General features: G+C 57.8%; 16 protein-coding genes and 2 riboswitches. Of the genes, 15 read left to right on the top strand and 1 reads right to left on the bottom strand.

All coding sequences use genetic code 11. The features are described 5' to 3' along the window. Nucleotides 1-654: 654 nt before the first annotated feature. A riboswitch (cyclic di-GMP riboswitch) is annotated at nucleotides 655-746 on the top strand. 41 nt (nucleotides 747-787) lie between these two features. The 15 genes from ACI5FR_RS32950 (at nucleotide 788) to purD (ending at nucleotide 19559) form a co-directional block, all read left to right on the top strand. Beyond that, a complete protein-coding gene (locus ACI5FR_RS32950) occupies nucleotides 788-2311 on the top strand; it encodes an O-antigen ligase family protein (RefSeq protein ID WP_405462532.1) in 1524 nt (507 codons plus the stop codon). A 30-nt stretch (nucleotides 2312-2341) separates the two neighbouring features. Next, on the top strand, nucleotides 2342-4720 hold the full coding sequence (locus tag ACI5FR_RS32945; RefSeq protein WP_405462530.1) for an S-layer homology domain-containing protein: 2379 nt from the start codon (nucleotides 2342-2344) through the stop codon (nucleotides 4718-4720). 283 nt (nucleotides 4721-5003) lie between these two features. Then, a riboswitch (purine riboswitch) is annotated at nucleotides 5004-5105 on the top strand. 169 nt (nucleotides 5106-5274) lie between these two features. Beyond that, the gene (gene purE / locus ACI5FR_RS32940) at nucleotides 5275-5760 is read left to right on the top strand and encodes a 5-(carboxyamino)imidazole ribonucleotide mutase (RefSeq protein ID WP_405462528.1); all 486 of its coding nucleotides are present in this window, start codon (nucleotides 5275-5277) and stop codon (nucleotides 5758-5760) included. Continuing rightward, nucleotides 5757-6938 (top strand): 5-(carboxyamino)imidazole ribonucleotide synthase, encoded by a 1182-nt coding sequence (gene purK, locus ACI5FR_RS32935; RefSeq protein WP_405462526.1) that lies wholly within the window; start codon nucleotides 5757-5759, stop codon nucleotides 6936-6938. Before purE ends, purK begins: the two co-directional genes overlap by 4 nt. Before the next feature lie 72 nt (nucleotides 6939-7010). After that, nucleotides 7011-8306, top strand: a complete 1296-nt coding sequence (gene purB, locus ACI5FR_RS32930; RefSeq protein WP_405462525.1) for an adenylosuccinate lyase — start codon at nucleotides 7011-7013, stop codon at nucleotides 8304-8306. Between the two features lie 14 nt (nucleotides 8307-8320). After that, complete coding sequence (locus tag ACI5FR_RS32925) at nucleotides 8321-9214, top strand: phosphoribosylaminoimidazolesuccinocarboxamide synthase (protein WP_405462524.1); 894 nt, start codon at nucleotides 8321-8323, stop codon at nucleotides 9212-9214. A gap of 202 nt (nucleotides 9215-9416) precedes the next feature. Beyond that, nucleotides 9417-9659, top strand: coding sequence for a phosphoribosylformylglycinamidine synthase subunit PurS (gene purS / locus ACI5FR_RS32920; protein ID WP_405462522.1), 243 nt, complete (start codon nucleotides 9417-9419; stop codon nucleotides 9657-9659). A 77-nt stretch (nucleotides 9660-9736) separates the two neighbouring features. Next, nucleotides 9737-10429 (top strand): phosphoribosylformylglycinamidine synthase subunit PurQ, encoded by a 693-nt coding sequence (gene purQ, locus ACI5FR_RS32915; protein ID WP_405462521.1) that lies wholly within the window; start codon nucleotides 9737-9739, stop codon nucleotides 10427-10429. Further along, nucleotides 10407-12650, top strand: a complete 2244-nt coding sequence (purL, locus tag ACI5FR_RS32910) for a phosphoribosylformylglycinamidine synthase subunit PurL (protein WP_405462519.1) — start codon at nucleotides 10407-10409, stop codon at nucleotides 12648-12650. The genes purQ and purL overlap by 23 nt, the downstream gene beginning before the upstream one ends. Beyond that, complete coding sequence (purF, locus tag ACI5FR_RS32905) at nucleotides 12635-14113, top strand: amidophosphoribosyltransferase (protein WP_405462517.1); 1479 nt, start codon at nucleotides 12635-12637, stop codon at nucleotides 14111-14113. Before purL ends, purF begins: the two co-directional genes overlap by 16 nt. 238 nt (nucleotides 14114-14351) lie before the next feature. After that, the gene (gene purM / locus ACI5FR_RS32900; protein WP_405462516.1) at nucleotides 14352-15392 is read left to right on the top strand and encodes a phosphoribosylformylglycinamidine cyclo-ligase; all 1041 of its coding nucleotides are present in this window, start codon (nucleotides 14352-14354) and stop codon (nucleotides 15390-15392) included. Next, entirely contained in the window at nucleotides 15389-16015 is a 627-nt protein-coding gene (purN, locus tag ACI5FR_RS32895) for a phosphoribosylglycinamide formyltransferase (RefSeq protein ID WP_405462514.1), read from the top strand. The genes purM and purN overlap by 4 nt, the downstream gene beginning before the upstream one ends. A 308-nt stretch (nucleotides 16016-16323) precedes the next feature. Next, a complete protein-coding gene (locus tag ACI5FR_RS32890; protein WP_405462512.1) occupies nucleotides 16324-17499 on the top strand; it encodes a phosphoribosylaminoimidazolecarboxamide formyltransferase in 1176 nt (391 codons plus the stop codon). Between the two features lie 23 nt (nucleotides 17500-17522). Then, nucleotides 17523-18254: an IMP cyclohydrolase gene (locus tag ACI5FR_RS32885; RefSeq protein ID WP_405462511.1), complete on the top strand. Its 732-nt coding sequence runs from the start codon at nucleotides 17523-17525 to the stop codon at nucleotides 18252-18254. Between the two features lie 45 nt (nucleotides 18255-18299). Beyond that, nucleotides 18300-19559, top strand: a complete 1260-nt coding sequence (gene purD, locus ACI5FR_RS32880) for a phosphoribosylamine--glycine ligase (RefSeq protein ID WP_405462510.1) — start codon at nucleotides 18300-18302, stop codon at nucleotides 19557-19559. Between the two features lie 90 nt (nucleotides 19560-19649). Here purD and ACI5FR_RS32875 read toward each other — a convergent pair whose 3' ends face one another. Then, the gene (locus tag ACI5FR_RS32875) at nucleotides 19650-19775 is read right to left on the bottom strand and encodes a hypothetical protein (protein ID WP_405462507.1); all 126 of its coding nucleotides are present in this window, start codon (nucleotides 19773-19775) and stop codon (nucleotides 19650-19652) included. Between the last annotated feature and the right edge of the window lie 46 nt (nucleotides 19776-19821).

Genomic DNA, 19821 nt, shown 5'->3' with positions numbered 1-19821 from the left:
CGACCGTTAAGCCCTCCAGCGCCGATGGTACTTGGACCGAAGGGTCCTGGGAGAGTAGGACGTTGCCAAGCAAAAGCTTACGAGAAGAGCCCGTACATGATTGTACGGGTTTTTTCTGTTCTATAAAATATGATTAAGTTCTTAACGTACGCAAGCGAAGGCTCCTCCGGGATCCTACCGGTGATTGGAAAGGGAAATCCTCCCTCTGTTCGAGCCTGGTTTACTGTATTAGGCTGTATGTGGGGGAAAACCTCTACCTCTTTCGATACAAACGCCCCGGTTTGGCTGATTTGGCCCAAAAGAGAGGGAGGAAATCCTCTTCCTGGAACCAGAACGCGGGAAATGGATTGAAATGAGGGAGAAATTCCCTCTGATCGAAACCTGGACGTGGATCGTACGGAACCTACAATGGCAGGAAAGAGGATCACAACAGAGCAGGTCGATGCCGTGGGAAAACGCCAGACTAGCACGAAAACGAACCGCAAACACTAATGGACCTAACCGGCGATGTTCGGTTGCTTAAATAGGTCAAGGGATCCAATAATAAGTTAAAATTACCAAAAATGATTGCAAATATAGGGTATTGCATGTATGCTGAAATAGCAAATATGACCTATTTTCGACACGAATCTACAAGACCAGAAACCAAGCGAATACGAACAAAGGCAAATCCGTACGAAAGTCGGAGACGCAAAGCCACGGGTCTACCCCGCCTATTATGGCGGCATGATCGCCGGGTTGCTCTATTGGAGCTTGGTTTCTTTTTGTCTTTTTTAGGGGACCCCTGATGAATCACAAAGTCAATGCATGGGCAGTTGGCCTGTTTGTGTGGATTGGAGCATGCTTGCAAGGGTATTTTTACGAGACCGGCTACTTGGTGATGACGGGTATCGCAGCTGCTATTGCCCTCATTGTTGTGTGGAGACGGAAGACCATCCCCTTTCATCCGATGTACCATCTTCCCATCTTCCTGCTGGTCGCTCTCTATGGGGGATCGATTCTATATGCGCTGGATGGGGAAGCTGCCTTGCTCGAAGCGATGAAGGTAACGAGTTTGATCCCCTTGTCTATCCTGACGCTAACTATACCCGATGTGCAGAGACCGGGGATCTACAAAGCGTGGGTATGGAGCGGCGTCTTCGTAGCCGTCCTGGGTATCTTGTTCCATATGGATCGCAAAGGGCGTTTGGAGTCGACATTCGAATACGCGAATGCGCTCGCGATTTATTTGCTTGTCGCATTGTTTCTGGCGATCTTCCTCTACCTCAAGTTCAAAGGCAAGACGTATTTCGTCCTGATGGCTATCTTGTCTAGTGGCTTGCTCCTTACGATGTCTCGTTCTGTCTGGGTCTTGTGGGGGATGGCTTTGTTGATCGGGCTGATGATGTTCCGAGAAGCCAGAGCTCGCCCGGTTCTTTCTGGAGTAGCGGTAGCCCATATAAGCGGTTATTTGATCGCTGCTGCCGTTCGCACGGATTTCTTGTTCTGGTGGCAGCGCGTGAAGAGTATCCAGCCCGAGACATCGGAGTTCCGGATCCGGCTCGTATATTGGAAAGACAGCCTCTCCATCGTCCGGGACTTTTGGCTTGGGGGGACTGGCGGCGGGGGGTGGAGCGTGCTACTGACCCAATATCGCTCGCAACTGTACTACGTGCGCTATGTGCATAATCACTACATCCAGCTTGCATTGGACGCAGGCATCATCGGATTGATCGTGTTTTTACTGGCGATTGCGGCTTTTTATTGGACAGGACTTCGTCAAATCCGGAGCAAAGGCGCTTCGCAAGAATCAGTGTTCTGGATGAAGGCGGCGATGCTGCTTGCGGGTGTGATGTTGCTGCATGCAGGGTTTGATTTCGATTTGGAATTTCCATTGCTGCTTGGCTTATTGTTTTTCGTAATGTCAGCACCATATGCAACCGGCAAGAAAGAGATTGCGAAACCAATCTGGTCCAAAGCCAAAATGCGAGTAGCAGTGCCGCTCGCGACGGTTGTGACCGTGCCGGTTGTAGCTTTTATGCTGTGGCTGGGGGCAGGTTACGGGTTCAAGGAGCGTGCGATTCAGTTGGCCGATATGAAGGAGTGGGAGCAGGCGCAAGCAAGCTTCGAGAGAAGTTCCGCTATGATTCCATGGTCGCACACGATTCATTATGAATCGGCCAAAGCCTGGGTGAGGCAAAGCAACGAGACGGGCGACTTGAGATCGTTGGAGCTGGCGAGTGAGGAATTAAGCCAAGCCATGCGTCGCGTCCCTAAAGAGGATTTATATCAATCCCTCCGGATTGACATAAATAAAGCGCTCGCCAAGTAGCGCCAAACGAACCAGAACAGGAGATGGAAGATGAGTACGTTGCTGAGTTTTAAAAAGATGAGTTGGATGCTAACTATGTTTTTGCTCGTCTCGATGCTGCTGCCGATCGTTTCGTACGCCGCATCCACTGCAGAGTTCTCCTACAATAGTGCGACGGGAAAACTAAGCGGCAGGGTCTATGTGCAGGACCCGAGCAAGGTGAAGGTAAACGTGAAAAATTCCGTTTACGAGTCCACATATGTGCCATTAAAAGAAATCTCCAGCAATTATGTTACATACGATGAGCGTAATGAACCGATCAAACTAGGCCGGTTTGAAATGAATATCGGACCGAACGATGCGCCGATCCAGCTAACCATGAATGTGTGCGGGCAGGAGGTACCGATCATTCAATGGGGCGGATACGATACTACCAAACTTTACTATTCCTACGATTCGTGGCGTCAAGGTCCGTATCGCACAACCGGTCATCAGTATTACACCATGCATCCGCTATCCGGCTACATCATGCCGGGAGATAAAATCGTGGACTTCGTTGCACCGGACAATAGCTCGGATGCGATCTCGATTGATATGCCCTATCGCAGCGGAGCGTCTAGCATAGTGAAGGCGGTGTACGCCTCCGATTTCACATTGTGGGACGATACCGTAAGTCAGGCAGTCGATGTAAAGAAGGCGGAACAAGGGTGGGGCGATTTTGAAATTCAAGCCGACGCGCCCTTAATCGCCGGGCACCAATATACTCTTAGATTGTCTTCTACTGCGGACGGGGACGAAATTCAGCTTCCAGGCCAACAAGGGCTCTATAGCGCCAGGACTTCCATTGGAAATTACGAACCGGGCACCAACTATGTAACGGCAAAGAGCCGAGTGTACTTTGACAATTTAGAGCTGGGAGTAATCACAACTGGTGGAACGCCAGGTAGCCAAGGGAACGGAGCGCCGTTTGCAGATATGAGCTCGTGCTCTGGAGCGGACACTGGTACAGGAACGGACACCGGCGGCGGTTCCAATCCCGGGAACGGCACGGACACCGGAAACGGCACGGAGACTAGTACTGGAGCTGGCAATGATCCTAGTGGCGGAGTAGCAAGTCCGAGTGCCGGCGGCAATCCACAGACCGGAAATACAGAACCGAAGGAAACGAACGAAGGTGTCCGATTGGGCAGCGGATCGCTAACCGTGACAGAGAGCGCAGGGGCAGACGGCAAGACAACCGCTACTGTAGCGTTCAACGCTGACAAGCTGGCACAAGCGCTTAATCTGCTCAAAGGCAAGGATGAAGACAAGCAAGTCGTGATCGTCGATCTCAGCGGAATGAAGGCGGCGACGGCGAATGTAGAGATTCCGGCGGGCGTGCTGGCCTCTACGGCGAATCAGGCTCCGCATGTGGTACTGGCGATCCAAGGCCCGAATGCCGGGTATTTGCTCCCTGTTGGTGTACTGAATCTGACAAGCGCAGCGCAGAAGCTCGGTGTTTCGCCGGATGATGTGAAGGTGGTCGTGAGTTTGGTACAGGAAAGCGGAGCAGCAGCAGAGCCTGTGGCGAATAAGGCCGCTCAAGCAGGAATGACGCTGGCTAGCGATCCGTACGAATTCTCCGTAAGTCTCGTGGTCAACGGGAAGAGCACGCCTGTGAACGATTTTGGGTCTACGTTGGTGACCAGGACGATCAAGCTGGCGGGGACTTGGGATGTGGAGCTGCTAGTTGGCGTTCGGTATGATGCGGAGACGCAAACGTTCTACCCCGTACCGACAGTATTCACACAGGTGGACGGTCAAATCGAGGCGGTCATGCAGCGGAACGGCAATAGTACATATGCCGTAGTGACGCATCAGCAAACCTTTGAGGACCTGAACCAGCACTGGTCCAAGGCAGACGTGGAATGGTTGGCTTCGAAGATGATCGCGCAAGGAATGACGGAAACGACGTTCTCGCCTGATGCTTCCATTACACGGGCGCAATTCGCATCCTTGGTGGTGCGAGCCTTGGGTCTGGCAGAAGATCAAGCGGCTGCGGCCAACTTCTCGGACGTCACCGCCAAAGACTGGTACGCAGGTGCCGTAGGAGCGGCCGTCAAAACAGGACTCGTCAGCGGGTTCGAAGATCGGACGTTCCTTCCGAACGCGATTATTACGCGGGAACAGATGGCGGTTATGGCCGCGAGAGCGCTGGCCTTTGCAGGGCAGGAAGCCGGCGCAAATGCGTCAGCAGGCAAGCTCGCAAAATACGCGGATGCTGGGGCTGTTAGTGGTTGGGCCGAGGCGGCGTTCTCGCAGATGATTCAGACCGGTATCATGCAAGGAACCGGAGATGCAGAACTGACTCCGGAGGGGACCGCCACCCGGGCTCAAGCGGCAGTCGTAGTGAAGCGTCTGCTGCAAACAGCTGGATTAATGAACAAATAAGCTATTAGGAGGCCTCTTCCTGGGACTGCTGCCCGGGAAGAGGCTTGTTTTTTAGAGTAAAGAAAGTATAAATTCCGCCTCGGAATTTGAACTTTCTGCTCGCAAGAAAAAGCTCCCTCTAAAGAAGGATTCGACGACATCTCCGAGAAGGCTCCATTAGGAGCTTTTCTTATGACTGAAGCAAGAAAAGCGAACTTTAATATAGAGATGTCACAAAAATGTTCGCCTTTTAAAGTTGACATGACCATGTTACGCTTGATAAACTAGAGATGTAAAAAGTAATTCGTAATTAACGCCTTGATCTCGTATATCTTCGGGGATACGGCCCGAAAGTCTCTACCCAGAAACCGCAAATTTTTGGACTACGAGTGAGCTGATAATCAAAGGAATGAGTTCGACGGGCGGTGCATGCCTTGTCGGCCTTCCTTTTTTTCGCCTTCATCAGGCCTCTAGGGCTCGAATGATGTCGAATTTTAGCTTACGTCCATCGTATAAGACGCTATGTCTGTCGCTGGACTTTTTTCATTTCCGAATCGGAAAGAGGGTAAACGCACATGGCGGCGCAAGTCGGAGTCATTATGGGAAGCACATCGGATTGGGAAACGATGAAGCATGCTTGCGATGTATTGGACGAGTTGAACATCGCGTACGAGAAGAAGGTCGTGTCGGCGCACCGGACGCCGGACCTCATGTTCGAATACGCGGAGAGCGCGATCGAACGCGGCCTCCGCGTCATCATCGCAGGAGCCGGCGGAGCGGCGCACCTCCCGGGTATGGTCGCGTCGAAGACCGTCTTGCCGGTCATTGGCGTGCCCGTGAAGTCGTCGAGCCTGAACGGCCTCGACTCGCTGCTCTCGATTGTGCAGATGCCGGGCGGCGTGCCGGTCGCGACGGTGGCGATCGGCAACGCCGGAGCCACGAACGCGGGACTGCTCGCGGCCCAAATCCTGGGGGTCACCGACCCCGACGTGCAGCGCCGGCTGATCGAACGCAAGAACAACACCCGGCTGAAGGTGTTGGAAAGCAGTGATCAGCTATGAGCGGACAACCGTCGGGAAGGACTAACCGCGGCGGCCGCCGGCTCCTGCCGGGCAGCACGATCGGCGTGCTGGGCGGCGGCCAGCTAGGCCGCATGCTCGCGCTGGCGGGACGAAACATGGGCTTCCGGTTCGTCACGCTCGATCCGACGCCGGACGCCCCGTGCGGACAGGTGGCCGAGCAGATCGTGGCCGCCTACGACGACGCGGAGGCGGCCCGTCGGCTCGCCGAGAAGGCGGACGTGATCACGTACGAATTCGAGAATGTCGATGCGGGCGTCGCTCAGATGCTCATGAGCGAGTCGTATGTGCCGCAGGGCAGCCGTCTGCTCCATACGACGCAGCACCGGCTTCGCGAGAAGCGCGCGATCGAAGCAGCAGGCGTGCAAGTCGCCCCGTACCGCGAGATCGCAAGCGTTGACGAGCTGCGGGAAGCGGTGGCGGCGTTCGGCACGCCATGTGTCCTGAAGACGGCGACCGGCGGATACGACGGCAAGGGCCAATGGGTCATCCGATCTGTCGATGAGGTGCCCGAAGCGTACGCCACGCTCAGCAAGGCGAAGACGGAGCTCGTGCTCGAGCAGTTCATCCGCTTCGAGAAGGAGCTCTCCGTTATCGTGGCGCGCAGTCCGCAGGGGGAGACGAAGTCGTTCCCGCCGGCGGAGAACATCCATGTGCACAACATCCTGCACTTGTCCATCGTTCCTGTACGCGCGACAGACGAACAAACCCTGAAGCGAGCGGAGCAGATGGCGATTCAGATCGCGGAGTCGCTCGAGATGGTCGGCCTGCTCGCAGTAGAGATGTTCCTGACCGCAGACGGTGAGCTGTTCGTCAACGAATTGGCGCCTCGCCCGCACAACTCCGGGCATTATACGATGGAGGCGTGCACCACGTCGCAATTCGAGCAGCACGTGAGAGCGATCTGCAATTTGCCGCTCGGCCCGACGGAATTGCTCACCCCCGTAGTGATGGTCAACCTCCTCGGCGAGCACATCGAGCCGCTTATGGAGTGGCTGCCGGAGCAGCGAGGGCTGCCGGAGGGCGTCACCGCCAAGCTTCATCTGTATGGCAAGCATGAGGCGAAGGTGAAGCGCAAGATGGGGCACATCAATTTGCTGACCCCCGACGTCGAACGAGCGATTCGCTGGGTAAGCGAGTCCCCGATATGGAAAAGCTAAGGGCATGAACCATTAGGCCCGTTAACGATACATCGAACATTTTTCACTTTAATCAAACGGAGGAACGATTCCATGCTGCAGCGTTACAGCCGACCGGAGATGGCGGCGATCTGGACGGAAGAGAACAAATTCAAGGCTTGGCTGGAAGTGGAGATTTTGTCGTGCGAGGCTTGGTCCGAGCTTGGGGTGATCCCGAAGGAAGACGTGAAGGCACTCCGTGCGAATGCGAGCTTCAACATCGAGCGCATTTATGAGATCGAGGAGGAGACGCGCCACGACGTAATCGCCTTCACCCGCGCCGTATCCGAGACGCTCGGCCCTGAGCGCAAGTGGGTGCACTACGGCCTGACTTCGACCGATGTCGTCGACACCGCGCTCGGCTACCTGATGCTGCAGGCGAATCGGATCATCGAGAAAGACATCCTGAACTTTATCGATATTTTGCGCAACAAAGCGATTCAATATAAACACACGCCGATGATGGGCCGCACCCACGGCGTCCATGCGGAGCCGACTACGTTCGGGCTGAAGATGGCGCTCTGGCATGAAGAGATGAAGCGCAACCTCGAGCGGTTCCGCCATGCCGCGAACCGCGTCCAATTCGGCAAAATCTCGGGGGCGGTAGGCACGTATGCGAATGCCGATCCGTTCCTGGAGCAATATGTATGCGAGAAGCTCGGCACGAAGCCGGCTCCGATCTCTACGCAGACGCTGCAGCGCGACCGCCACGCCGAATACATCGCGACGATCGCCCTGATCGCCACATCGCTGGACAAGTTCGCGACCGAGATCCGCGCCCTGCAGAAGAGCGAGTTCCGCGAGGTGGAAGAGCCGTTCGCCAAGGGGCAAAAAGGCTCCTCCGCGATGCCGCACAAGCGCAACCCGATCGGCTGCGAGAGCATCTCCGGGCTGTCCCGCGTCATCCGCGGCCACATGCTGTCGGCGTACGAGAACGTGCCGCTCTGGCATGAGCGCGACATCTCGCACTCCTCGGTAGAACGGATCATCATCCCGGATTCGACGATTCTGATCAACTACATGCTGAACCGTCTGGGCAACATCATCAAGAATTTGACCGTGTTCCCGGAGAACATGCTGCGCAACATGAGAAGCACGTACGACGTTCCTTTCTCCGGCCGGGTGCTGACGAAGCTCATCGACAAAGGCTTCAGCCGCGAGCAAGCGTACGACACTGTGCAGCCGAAGGCGATGCAGGCTTGGGAGGAGAAACGTTCGTTCCGCGAGATTGTGGAGAACGATCCGGTCATCCGGGAGCAGCTGACCCTCGAAGAGCTGGCCGATTGCTTCGATCCTAGCTGGCATCTCAAGCATGTCGACACGATTTTCCAAAGACTCGAGTTAATCTAAAGGGGGCAATGAGGGTGAGCGAAGTACAAGCGATTTCCAGTGCGGCGGAATTCATTAATGTCCCCATCAAGTATAAAGGCAAGGTTCGGGAAATCTACGACCTCGGCGAGCATTACCTGATCGTCGTGACGGACCGGATCTCGGCGTTCGATTACATCCTGTCCCCGGCCGTGCCGGATAAGGGCAACGTGCTGAATCAGATCAGCAAGTTCTGGTTCGAGGAGACGGCGGCGATTCAGCCGAATCATGTGGTCCATGCGGACATCGAGAAGCTGGACGGCATCGTGGCGGGGGGCTCCGAGGAGCTGCTGAAGGACCGATTCATGGTGACGAAAAAGGCGGAGCGGATCGACATTGAGTGCGTCGTGCGCGGCTATATTACCGGGGGCGGCTGGAGACAATACGAGAAAACCGGTCAGATTAACGGCATCGATTTGCCTGCAGGTCTGCGCAAAAATGAGCGGTTCGAGAAGCCGATCTTCACGCCGGCCGCCAAAAACGATGTGGGCCACGACGAGGACATCCCGTTCGAGCGGATGGAAGAGCTGGTTGGGAAGGAGCTCGCGGCCGAGCTGCGGGACAAGAGCCTTAGGCTGTACGAATACGCGCATGCCTACTGCGAGAAGCGCGGCATCATCCTGGCGGATACGAAGTTCGAGTTCGGCATTGTGGACGGCCAGGTTATTTTGATCGACGAAGTGTTTACTCCGGATTCCTCCCGTTTTTGGGCGAAGGAAAAGTACGCGTACGACATCGAGATCGATGGGATGGACAAGGAACCGGTGCGGACGTACCTCTTGAACTCGGATTGGGACAAGAACAGCACCCCCGATCCGTTGCCCGCGGAAGTGGTCGCCGAGACGACACGGCGTTATCGCGATATCTGGAGACGTTTGACGCAGGATTAACTTTTGGAATGAATGGCTCGACGGGTAAACCGCTCTTTTTTCGAAGAGTAAAGAAAGTACAAAATTCCGGCCTGGAATTTAAACTTTCTGCTCGCAAGAAAAGCTACCTCTAAAGAAGGACTCGGCGACATCTCCGAGAAGCTCCTAAAAGAGCTTTTCTTATAAATACACTGGGACAATATCCGGGGAGGACTTGGAATCCATGATCAAAGCAACCGTATATGTAACGATCAAAGAAAACGTATTAGACCCGCAGGGCAACGCCGTACAAGGCGCCTTGCACTCGATGGGCTTCTCGGAAGTGGGCAAGGTGCGCATCGGCAAGTACATGGAGCTGGCGCTGGACACGACGGATCGGGCGGAAGCGGAGACTCGCGTGAAGGCGATGTGCGAGAAGCTGCTGGCGAACACGGTCATCGAAGACTACCGTTACCAGTTGAATTAGGATACGGTTGACACACTGGAAGGGCTAACGCATCGGATGTGGACCCCGGGCTGGGGAGATCAAGGGAGGATAGGATAATGAATTTTGCAGTGCTCGTGTTTCCGGGTTCGAACTGCGACATCGATTGTTACAAGGCAGTAGAAACGACGATCGGCCAATCGGTCGATTATGTCTGGCATACGACGACGGATTTGTCCAAATACGATGCGATTCTCGTGCCGGGGGGCTTCTCCTACGGGGATTACTTGCGTTGCGGGGCCATCTCGCGTTTCGCTCCTGTTATGAATGAAGTGGTGAAGGCGGCTGAGCAAGGGAAATTCGTGCTGGGGATTTGCAACGGGTTCCAGATTCTGTTGGAATCGGGCTTGCTGCCCGGCGCCATGCTGCGCAACCAGACGCTGAAGTTCCGCTGCCATTCGTCGATGCTGCGTGTGGAGAATGCGAATACTCCGTTCACAACGCAATATACGGCTGGGGAAGAGATCGACATTCCGATCGCGCACGGCGAAGGCAACTACTACTGCGACGAAGCAACGCTGGCCGAACTGAAGGCGAACAACCAGATCGTGTTCCGGTATGCGGTAGAGAACCCGAACGGCTCGATCGACGGCATTGCGGGCATCTGCAACAAGCAAGGGAACGTGCTCGGCATGATGCCGCATCCGGAGCGCGCGGTGCACCAACTGCTCGGCTCGGAGGACGGCAAGCGGATGTTCACATCGATCTTGAACGCATGGAGGGAGAAACATGGCACAGCAGTTGTCGGTTAAAGAGCCTACCGCACAGCAAATCGCGGAGCAGAAGATCTACAAGCAAATGGGCGTGTCCGATGCCGAATACGAGCTGATCTGCGGGTTTCTCGGGCGGAATCCGAACTATGTCGAGATCGGCGTATTCAGCGTCATGTGGTCCGAGCATTGCTCTTATAAAAATTCGAAACCGCTGTTGCGCCGTTTCCCCACCTCGGGTCCTCGCGTCCTGATGGGACCGGGCGAAGGCGCCGGAATCGTCGATATCGGCGACAAGCAAGCGGTCGTGTTCAAAATTGAAAGCCATAACCACCCTTCCGCGATCGAACCTTACCAAGGTGCGGCTACGGGTGTAGGCGGCATTATCCGCGACATTTTCTCGATGGGCGCACGTCCGGTGGCATCACTTAACTCGCTCCGGTTCGGGTCGCTGAAGAACGATCGGGTGAAATATTTGTTCGAGCACGTCGTGTCCGGCATCGCGGGCTACGGCAACTGTATCGGCATCCCGACGGTCGGCGGCGAAGTGATGTTCGACGAGAGCTACGAAGGCAATCCGCTCGTGAACGCGATGTGCGTAGGCTTGATCGATCACGATAAAATTCAGAAGGGTGTCGCGCAAGGCATCGGCAACCCAGTGTTCTACGTCGGACCGGCAACGGGCCGCGACGGCATTCACGGGGCTACGTTCGCGTCCGAGGAACTGACGGCCGAGTCCGAAGCGAAGCGTCCGGCGGTTCAAGTGGGCGATCCGTTCATGGAGAAGCTCGTGCTGGAAGCGTGCCTCGAGCTGATCAATTCAGGCATCGTCGTCGGCATTCAAGATATGGGCGCGGCAGGGCTCACCTGCTCCAGCTCGGAGATGGCGAGTAAAGCGGGCAACGGCATGGAGCTGTATCTGGACGAGGTGCCGCAACGCGAGACCGGCATGACACCGTACGAGATGATGCTGTCCGAGTCGCAAGAACGGATGCTGTTCGTCGTGAAGCCGGAGCATGAGGCGCAAGCGAAAGAGATCTTCGAGCGTTGGGGCTTGCTCTGCGCGAAGGTGGGCAAAGTAACGGACGACGGACGTCTGCGGTTGTTCCACAAGGGCGAGCAAGTGGCCGATATGCCGGTCAAAGCACTCGTCGACGAGTGCCCGGTGTACAACAAGCCTTCTAAGGTGCCGGCTTACTATGAAGCGAGTGCTTCGATCGATACGACCCGGTATGTGGAAGTCATCGACTTGGACGACGCGTTGAAGCAAGTGTTGGCGTCTCCGACGGTGGCGAACAAGGAATGGGTCTACAATCAATACGACTATATGGTCCGGACGGAAACTTACGTGCGTCCGGGTTCGGATGCCGCTGTTGTCGGAGTGCCTGGAACTCGCAAAGCGCTTGCGATGACGACCGACTGCAACGGGCGGTTCGTGTACCTGGATCCTGAAGTCGGCGGCAAAATCGCGGTCAGCGAAGCGGCGCGCAACATCGTGTGCTCCGGCGCCGAGCCTCTCGCGATTACGGACAACCTGAACTTCGGAAATCCGGAGAAGCCGGAAATTTTCTGGCAGCTGGAGAAGGCGGTCGACGGCATGTCCGAAGCTTGCCGCGTGCTCGAGACGCCCGTTATCGGCGGGAACGTCAGCTTGTACAACGAGAACGCGAAGGGCGCGATCTACCCGACGCCGGTGGTCGGCATGGTCGGGCTGATCCACGATCACGACCACATCACGACCCAAGCGTTCAAGCAAGACGGCGACGTTATCTTCCTTCTGGGCGAGACGAAGGCTGAACTGGGCGGCACGGAGTTCCAGAAGGTGCTGCACGGCGTAACCGAAGGGCGTCCTCCGGTATTGGATCTGGATGTTGAGAAGCGCTTGCTGAACACCGTGCTGAAGGCGATTCAGCAAGGGCTCGTCGCTTCGGCGCACGACTTGTCCGACGGCGGCTTGGCTGTAGCTTTGGCTGAGAGCTGCATCAGCGGCAAGCGCGGGGCGGTCGTGAACGTGGCTACCGCGCTGCGTGCGGACCATGCGCTGTTCAGCGAAAGCCAGTCGCGCATTCTGCTGAGCGCTTCGCCTGAGAAGGCGGCTGAGCTGGCGCGGTTCGTGGCGGAGCAAGGCGTGCCGGTGACGGAGCTGGGTAAGGTCGGCGGGGCCGCTCTGTCGGTTAGCGTGAACGGCAAGGCGGTTGTAGGTACGGCCGTCGCTGAGCTGGAGAAGGTCTGGAAGGATGCGATCCCATGCTTGATGCAGTGAGAACGCCAAGCGGATTGTGGACCGGACGCTATTACAACGAGGGCATCACTAAAGAGAATTTGTTCGATAAATTGAAAGAAGAGTGCGGCGTGTTCGGGGTGTACGGGCATGCCGACGCTTCCCAGTTGTGTTATTACGGGCTGCATGCCCTGCAGCATCGGGGGCAGGAGAGCGCGGGGATCTGCACGACGGACGGCGAGTCATTCCAGTTCCACCGAGACATGGGCTTGGTGAAGGAAGTGTTCGACAACGACAAGCTTGCTTCGTTGAAAGGCGATGTCGCCATCGCTCACGTACGTTATTCGACCTCCGGTGAGAGCAAGCTGGTGAACGCCCAACCGCTCGTGTTCAAGTACCGGGAGGGCGATCTCGCGATCGCCACGAACGGGAACATCGTGAACGCGCCCGAGATTCGCCGCCGGCTGGAGCGTCAAGGCTCGATCTTCCAGACGACGAGCGACACGGAGGTCGTGGCCCATCTGATCGCGCGCTCGCAGCACGACGATATCGTATTGGCGGTGAAGGAAGCGCTGCAGCAGCTGAACGGCGCATTCGCGTTCCTGTTCATCACGCGGGACAAGTTCATCGCGGCGCTCGATCCGCATGGCTTGCGGCCGTTCGTGATGGGTCGCTTGGGCGACGCATACTTGTTCGCGTCCGAGACTTGCGCCTTCGATGCGGTTGGCGCGACTTACGAACGCGACGTGGCGCCGGGCGAGCTGCTCGTGCTGGACCGGGACGGGCTGAAGGAAGACCGGTACACGGAAATGAAGCATCGGGCGATCTGCGCGATGGAGTACATCTACTTCTCGCGGCCGGACAGCGACATCGACGCGATCAACATTCACAGCGCGCGCAAACGGATGGGGCGCCAGCTCGCGATCGAGTCGTTCGTCGACGCGGATGTCGTGACCGGCGTGCCGGACTCGAGCATCTCGGCGGCGATCGGCTTCGCGGAGCAGACGGGCATCCCGTACGAGCTCGGGCTGATCAAGAACCGCTACACCGGCCGGACGTTCATCCAGCCGAGCCAGGAGCTGCGCGAGCAGGGAGTCAAGATGAAGCTGAGCGCTGTGCGCAAGGTCGTCGAGGGCAAGCGCGTCGTCATGATCGACGACTCGATCGTCCGCGGGACGACGTCGCTCCGCATCGTCAACCTGCTGCGCGAGGCGGGGGCCCGAGAGGTGCATGTGCGCATCTCGTCGCCGCCGTTCAAGAATCCTTGCTTCTACGGCATCGACACGCCGGACCGCAAGGAGCTCATCGCTTCGTCGAAGACGGTCGAGGAGATTCGGCAGGCGATCAACGCCGATTCCTTGCACTTCCTGAGCAAGCGGGGCTTGCTCGACAGCATCGGGCGGCCGGGCGGCGAGCTGAATGCGGGGCATTGCACCGCCTGCTTCGACAACCAGTTCCCGACCGAAGTCGACGATCCCCAAGCCGTGAAGTTTGGCTCCGAGTGAGCCTAATCTTTTAATATAAAATCCCGAGCCGGGATGAGGATTTCTTTGGTTTAAGGCTCCAGCGGAGAAGGCGAAAATACCGGAGAAGCGACCTTTTGTAATGGACTTCCAACCTCTGAATGGGTTGATTGGATAAGGGAAGTCCATTACAACGGGAGCAGCGGAGGTATTCGCTTTCGGAGCGCTGCACAAACCAACGAAATCCCTCATACGCCGGCTCCCAACGGAGGGCTAACTAATGTCGGACGCTTACAAACAAGCGGGAGTGGACATCGCCGCAGGCAACGAGGCGGTCGTCCGGATGAAGAAGCACGTCCAGCGGACGTTCCGGCCGGAAGTGCTGACGGACCTCGGCGGCTTCGGCGCCTTGTTCGGCCTCAACAAGGACAAGTACGAGGAGCCGGTGCTCGTGTCCGGCACGGACGGCGTAGGCACGAAGCTGAAGCTTGCCTTCGCCATGGACAAGCACGACACGATCGGCATTGACGCGGTCGCCATGTGCGTGAACGACGTAGTCGTGTCCGGCGCGGAGCCGCTGTTCTTCCTCGACTACCTGGCCTGCGACAAAGTCATTCCCGAGAAGATCGAAGCGATCGTCAAGGGGATCGCGGACGGCTGCTCGCAGGCGGGCTGCGCCCTGATCGGCGGCGAGACGGCCGAGATGCCAGGCATGTACAGCCAAGGCGAGTATGACATCGCCGGCTTCACGGTCGGCATCGTCGACAAGAAGCGTATCATCGACGGCTCCACGATCGTGCCGGGCGATGTCGTCATCGGCCTAGCTTCAAGCGGCGTGCACAGCAACGGCTTTTCGCTCGTGCGCAAGCTGCTGCTCGAAGACAAGGGCTACAGCCTGCACGAGCCGGTCGAAGGCTTGGACGGCAAGCTGGGCGACGTACTGCTGGCCCCGACCCGCATCTATGTGAAGCAAGTGCTGACGATGCTCGAGCAAGTGAACATCAAGGGCATGGCGCATATTACGGGCGGCGGCTTCCTGGAGAACATCCCCCGAGTCCTGCCGGCGGGTGTAAACGTCCAGATCGAATATGGCTCCTGGCCGATTCTGCCGATCTTCCACTTGCTGCAGCAAGCCGGATCGGTCAGCAACAACGACATGTTCCGCACCTTCAATATGGGCATCGGCATGGTGCTCGTCGTGCCGGCGGATCAAGCTGACGCAGCGGTCCGCATCGCCGAAGCGCAAGGTGAGAAGGCGTACCGGATCGGAACGGTCACGCCGGGCGAACAGATCGTCACGTTTAACGGGGCGATTGTATGAGTGGGGCAGCGCACCGGCCGTTCCGCATCGCGGTGTTCGCGTCGGGCAGCGGCTCCAACTTTCAAGCGCTGGTCGACGCCGTCGCCGCAGGGAAGCTCGATGTGACCATCGAGCTTCTTGTGTGCGACAAGCCGCAGGCGCGGGTGGTGGAGCGGGCGGCGCAAGCCGGCGTGAACGCCTTCGTGTTCCGGCCGAAGGAGTACGCGTCCCGCGCGGAATATGAGGCCGAGATCTTACGGCTCCTGGAGGAGCGGCAGATCGACTTGATCGTGCTGGCCGGCTATATGCGGCTGATCACGGCGACCCTGATCGACCCGTACTACGGACGGATCATCAACATTCACCCTGCGCTGCTGCCGTCTTTCCCCGGCGTGAACGGGATCGCGCAAGCGCTTGAATACGGCGTGAAGGTGACCGGCGTCACCGTGCACTTCGTCGACGGCGGCATGGACACCGGGCCGATCATCGCCCAGCGCGCCGTCGAAGTGGCGAACGACGACTCGGAAGAGACGCTCGGCGCCAAGCTCCACCGCGTCGAGCATGAGCTGTACCCGGCCGTCATCGGTGCCATCCGCGACGGCCGCGTCCACCTCGACGGCCGCCACGTCAAGGTGACGTCGTAGAGTGTTGGGCAAGCTGTAAAGGAGAAAAGTTACTCTACAGCCGACATAGATCCTTAAAAAGTGGCGAGGACCGGAAGGTCCAGCCCAAGCCTTTACCTACTCCACCCACCCCAAGGGATCATTCACTTGCGACCAGGAGTGGAGAGGGAAAGGAGGGCTTCCGGCGAGTTTTGGCTTGAAACTCCCACCACCGGCCCTCCTACAATCAAGGGAGTTTCAAACAAGATGTCTGAGCGGAAGGAAGCCCCTTACCCTCGGAACGGCCGTATTCGCATCATCATTAACTGTAGAGGACGTGAATGATCCCCATGACCACCCAAGAAATCGCTTTGCGCTACGGGATGAACCCGCACCAGAAGCAAGCGAAGCTGTATAACGAACACGGAGAGCTCCCGCTGACCGTCTTGAACGGAGACCCCGGCTTCATCAACCTGCTGGACGCGCTTAACAGCTTCCAGCTCGTACGCGAGCTGCGCCAAGCGACCGGCCTTCCTGCCGCCGCTTCGTTCAAGCATGTCAGCCCCGCCGGGGCGGCCGTCTACGCGCCCATGTCCGAAGAGCTGAAGAAGGCCTACTTCGTAGAAGGCCTGGAGCTGTCCGAGCTGGCCACAGCCTACGCCCGGGCACGCGGAGCGGACCGCATGTCGTCCTTCGGCGACTGCGCGGCGCTGAGCGACATCGTCGACGCGTCCACCGCCACGCTGCTGAAGCGCGAAGTGTCCGACCTCGTCGTCGCCCCAGGCTACACGCCGGAAGCGCTGGAGATCCTGAAGGCGAAGAAAAACGGCGGCTTCCTGATCCTTCAGATCGACCCGGACTACACGCCGGATCCGATCGAGCGCCGCAACCTGTTCGGCCTGACGCTTCAGCAGGAGCGCAACAACGGCATACTCGACAACTCCGCCTTCGAGAAGATCGTTACCGAGAACAAGGAGCTGCCGGAGTCCGCGAAACGCGATATGCTCGTGGCGCTGATCACTCTGAAATACACGCAATCCAACTCGATCTGCTACGCGCTGGACGGCCAGACGATCGGCATCGGAGCAGGCCAGCAATCACGGATTCACTGCACCCGCCTCGCAGGCGACAAGGCCGACCGCTGGTACTTGCGCCAGCACCCGATCGCGCTGAACATGCAGTTCCGTCCCGGCCTCGCCCGTCCGGAGAAGAACAATGCCATCGACCTGTGGCTCGAAGATGAGCTGACGCCGGTAGAAGAAGCGAGCTGGAAAGAGAGCTTCAGTGAAGTACCGCGCCGCCTGACCCGCGAAGAAAAGCGCGAATGGCTGAAAGGCCTGTCCGGCGTCTCGTACGGCTCCGACGCGTTCCTGCCGTTCCGCGACAACCTCGACCGCGCTAGCCGCAGCGGCGTGAAGTATGTCATCCAAGCCGGCAGCTCGCTGCGCGACGAAGAGGTCGTCCAAGCGGCCAACGACTACAACATGGTCATGGTGTACTCCGGCGTACGCTTGTTCCATCACTAGAACGGAAAGGGGCCTACACCCAAGTGGCAACGAACTGGAGCACGATCGCGCAGCAACATATCCGCACCCTGGAAGCAAACAGCTACCCGGGACGCGGCATCATTATCGGTCTCACTCCCGACGGGACCCGGCTCTTGCAAGTGTACTGGATCATGGGCCGCAGCGAGAACAGCCGCAACCGCGTGTTCATCGGCGAGGAGAACGGCTTCCTCCGCACGGAAGCGAAGGACCCGGCCAAGCTGTCCGACCCGTCTCTGATCATCTACTACCCGCTGAGGCATACAGGAGGCGCCCATATCGTGACCAACGGCGATCAGACCGACACGATCTATGACGCGCTGCTATCGGGAGGCACATTCGAGCAGGCGCTCGCCCGCCGGACTTACGAGCCGGACGCGCCGAACTTCACGCCCCGCATCTCGGGCATCGTCGATTTGAACGACAATCAATTCGCGTACAAGCTGTCGATCCTGAAGACGAACGCTAACGACGAGTCGCAGACGCTGCGCCACTTTTACACATACGAGAAGGCGATTCCGGGCTACGGCCACTTCATCTCTACTTATGCCGGCGACGGCAACCCGCTCCCCTCGTTCCAAGGCGAGCCGGTGCTCGTGCCGCTACAGGACAGCATCGAAGAGACCGCGAACTATTACTGGAGCCGGCTGGACGTGGCGAACCGAGTCTCCTTGCTCGTGAAGTCCATTCGTATCGCGGACGGACAGACGGACCTTCACATCATGAACCAATACTAGACCCTGCAGGATAATAGGAAAATGGGAAAACGGGAGGCGGACGCTGTGAAAGTGCTCGTTGTGGGCGGTGGAGGAAGAGAGCATACGATCGTCTGGGCGCTGAAGAAGAGCCCGCGGATCCAGAAGCTATACTGCGCCCCGGGTAACGCGGGGATCGCCGAATTGGCGGAGTGCATTCCCTTGCAGGTGAATCAGTTCGAGGAATTGAGCCAGTTCGCGCTCCGGGAGGCGGTCGACCTCGTAGTGATCGGTCCGGACGATCCGCTCTCCGAAGGGATTGTCGACCACATGGAAGGCCACGGACTGGCGGTATACGGACCCCGCCAGAACGCGGCCATCATCGAAGGCAGCAAAGTGTTCACGAAGCAGCTGCTGCGCGACTACAACATCCCGACGGCGGCTTACGGCTCGTTCGATCGGTATGAGGACGCGCAAGCTTATTTGCAGCAGCAGGCGCTGCCGATCGTAATCAAAGCCGACGGCCTGGCCGCGGGCAAAGGTGTCATCATTGCCCAGACGAAGGAAGAAGCCGAGACGGCCCTGAAGCAGATCATGGTAGACAAAGTGTTCGGCGAGTCGGGCAATCAAGTCGTGATCGAGGAGTTTCTGACCGGGCAGGAAATGTCGATCCTGTCGTTCGTGGACGGGGAAGTCGTGAGACCGATGCTGCCGTCTCAGGACCACAAGCAAGTGTTCGACGGCGACCGCGGACCTAACACGGGAGGTATGGGCACGTACAGCCCGGTGCCGCACATCCCCCAGTCGCTTATCGACGAGGCGATCGAGACGATCATCCGGCCGACCGCCGCTGCAATGGTGAAGGAAGGCCGGCCGTTCCGCGGCGTGCTCTTCGCCGGGCTCATGATGACGCCGAACGGACCGAAGACGATCGAGTTCAACGCCCGTTTCGGCGATCCGGAGACGCAGGTCGTGCTGCCGCTGCTGGAAACGGATCTGCTCGAGATTTTCCTCGCGACGCTGGAAGGCAAGCTGGCCGACATCGAGATCGAGTGGAGCACCGACTCCGCGGTCTGTGTCGTGCTCGCATCCGGCGGCTATCCGGCGAGCTATGCGAAAGGATTGCCGATCGAAGGCCTCGATCAGGTCCAGCATTCCGTCGTCTTCCACGCGGGTACCGCGGTGAAGGACGGCCGAATGGTGACGAACGGGGGACGCGTGCTTGGCGTAACGGCGAGAGGCGCTTCCATCCAGGAAGCCCGCGAACGCGCCTATGCCGATGCGGACCGGATCCGGTTCGACGGCAAGCACTACCGCACGGATATCGCGCTAAAAGCTTTAGTTTAGCTGTCAGCAAGAACACGGAAGAAAACACGCAGAAGCACAGGACCCGAACACCCGAGTTCTGTGCTTTCGCTTATACGCTTATTCATTCGCTCATTCGAATTGATTTTTCTCGAACTTCTTCCAATGCTTGTATACAAATCGGATCGCCAGGACCGCCATGATAATGAGGAAGATCGACAGGGCGTAGTGATAAAGGAATTGCATAATCGTGTTCATGCGTACCCCCTCCTTACTCTTATCTTAACCTATAGACGGAAAATCA

Origin of the sequence: Paenibacillus sp. HJGM_3 (genome assembly GCF_045062745.1) — a bacterium.
In the GTDB taxonomy this organism is placed as follows: domain Bacteria; phylum Bacillota; class Bacilli; order Paenibacillales; family NBRC-103111; genus Paenibacillus_AA.
Note: the sequence above shows the minus strand (reverse complement) of the source record. Positions and strands in the feature narration are given on the sequence as shown.

Excerpts from the sequence above, each read along its gene's own strand:
- ACI5FR_RS32950 (WP_405462532.1), top strand. The coding sequence starts at position 788 with ATGAATCACAAAGTCAATGCATGGGCAGTTGGCCTGTTTGTGTGGATT.
- ACI5FR_RS32945 (WP_405462530.1), top strand. The coding sequence starts at position 2,342 with ATGAGTACGTTGCTGAGTTTTAAAAAGATGAGTTGGATGCTAACTATG.
- purE (WP_405462528.1), top strand. The coding sequence starts at position 5,275 with ATGGCGGCGCAAGTCGGAGTCATTATGGGAAGCACATCGGATTGGGAA.
- purK (WP_405462526.1), top strand. The coding sequence starts at position 5,757 with ATGAGCGGACAACCGTCGGGAAGGACTAACCGCGGCGGCCGCCGGCTC.
- purB (WP_405462525.1), top strand. The coding sequence starts at position 7,011 with ATGCTGCAGCGTTACAGCCGACCGGAGATGGCGGCGATCTGGACGGAA.
- purS (WP_405462522.1), top strand. The coding sequence starts at position 9,417 with ATGATCAAAGCAACCGTATATGTAACGATCAAAGAAAACGTATTAGAC.
- purQ (WP_405462521.1), top strand. The coding sequence starts at position 9,737 with ATGAATTTTGCAGTGCTCGTGTTTCCGGGTTCGAACTGCGACATCGAT.
- purL (WP_405462519.1), top strand. The coding sequence starts at position 10,407 with ATGGCACAGCAGTTGTCGGTTAAAGAGCCTACCGCACAGCAAATCGCG.
- purF (WP_405462517.1), top strand. The coding sequence starts at position 12,635 with ATGCTTGATGCAGTGAGAACGCCAAGCGGATTGTGGACCGGACGCTAT.
- purM (WP_405462516.1), top strand. The coding sequence starts at position 14,352 with ATGTCGGACGCTTACAAACAAGCGGGAGTGGACATCGCCGCAGGCAAC.
- purN (WP_405462514.1), top strand. The coding sequence starts at position 15,389 with ATGAGTGGGGCAGCGCACCGGCCGTTCCGCATCGCGGTGTTCGCGTCG.
- ACI5FR_RS32890 (WP_405462512.1), top strand. The coding sequence starts at position 16,324 with ATGACCACCCAAGAAATCGCTTTGCGCTACGGGATGAACCCGCACCAG.
- ACI5FR_RS32875 (WP_405462507.1), bottom strand. The coding sequence starts at position 19,775 with ATGAACACGATTATGCAATTCCTTTATCACTACGCCCTGTCGATCTTC.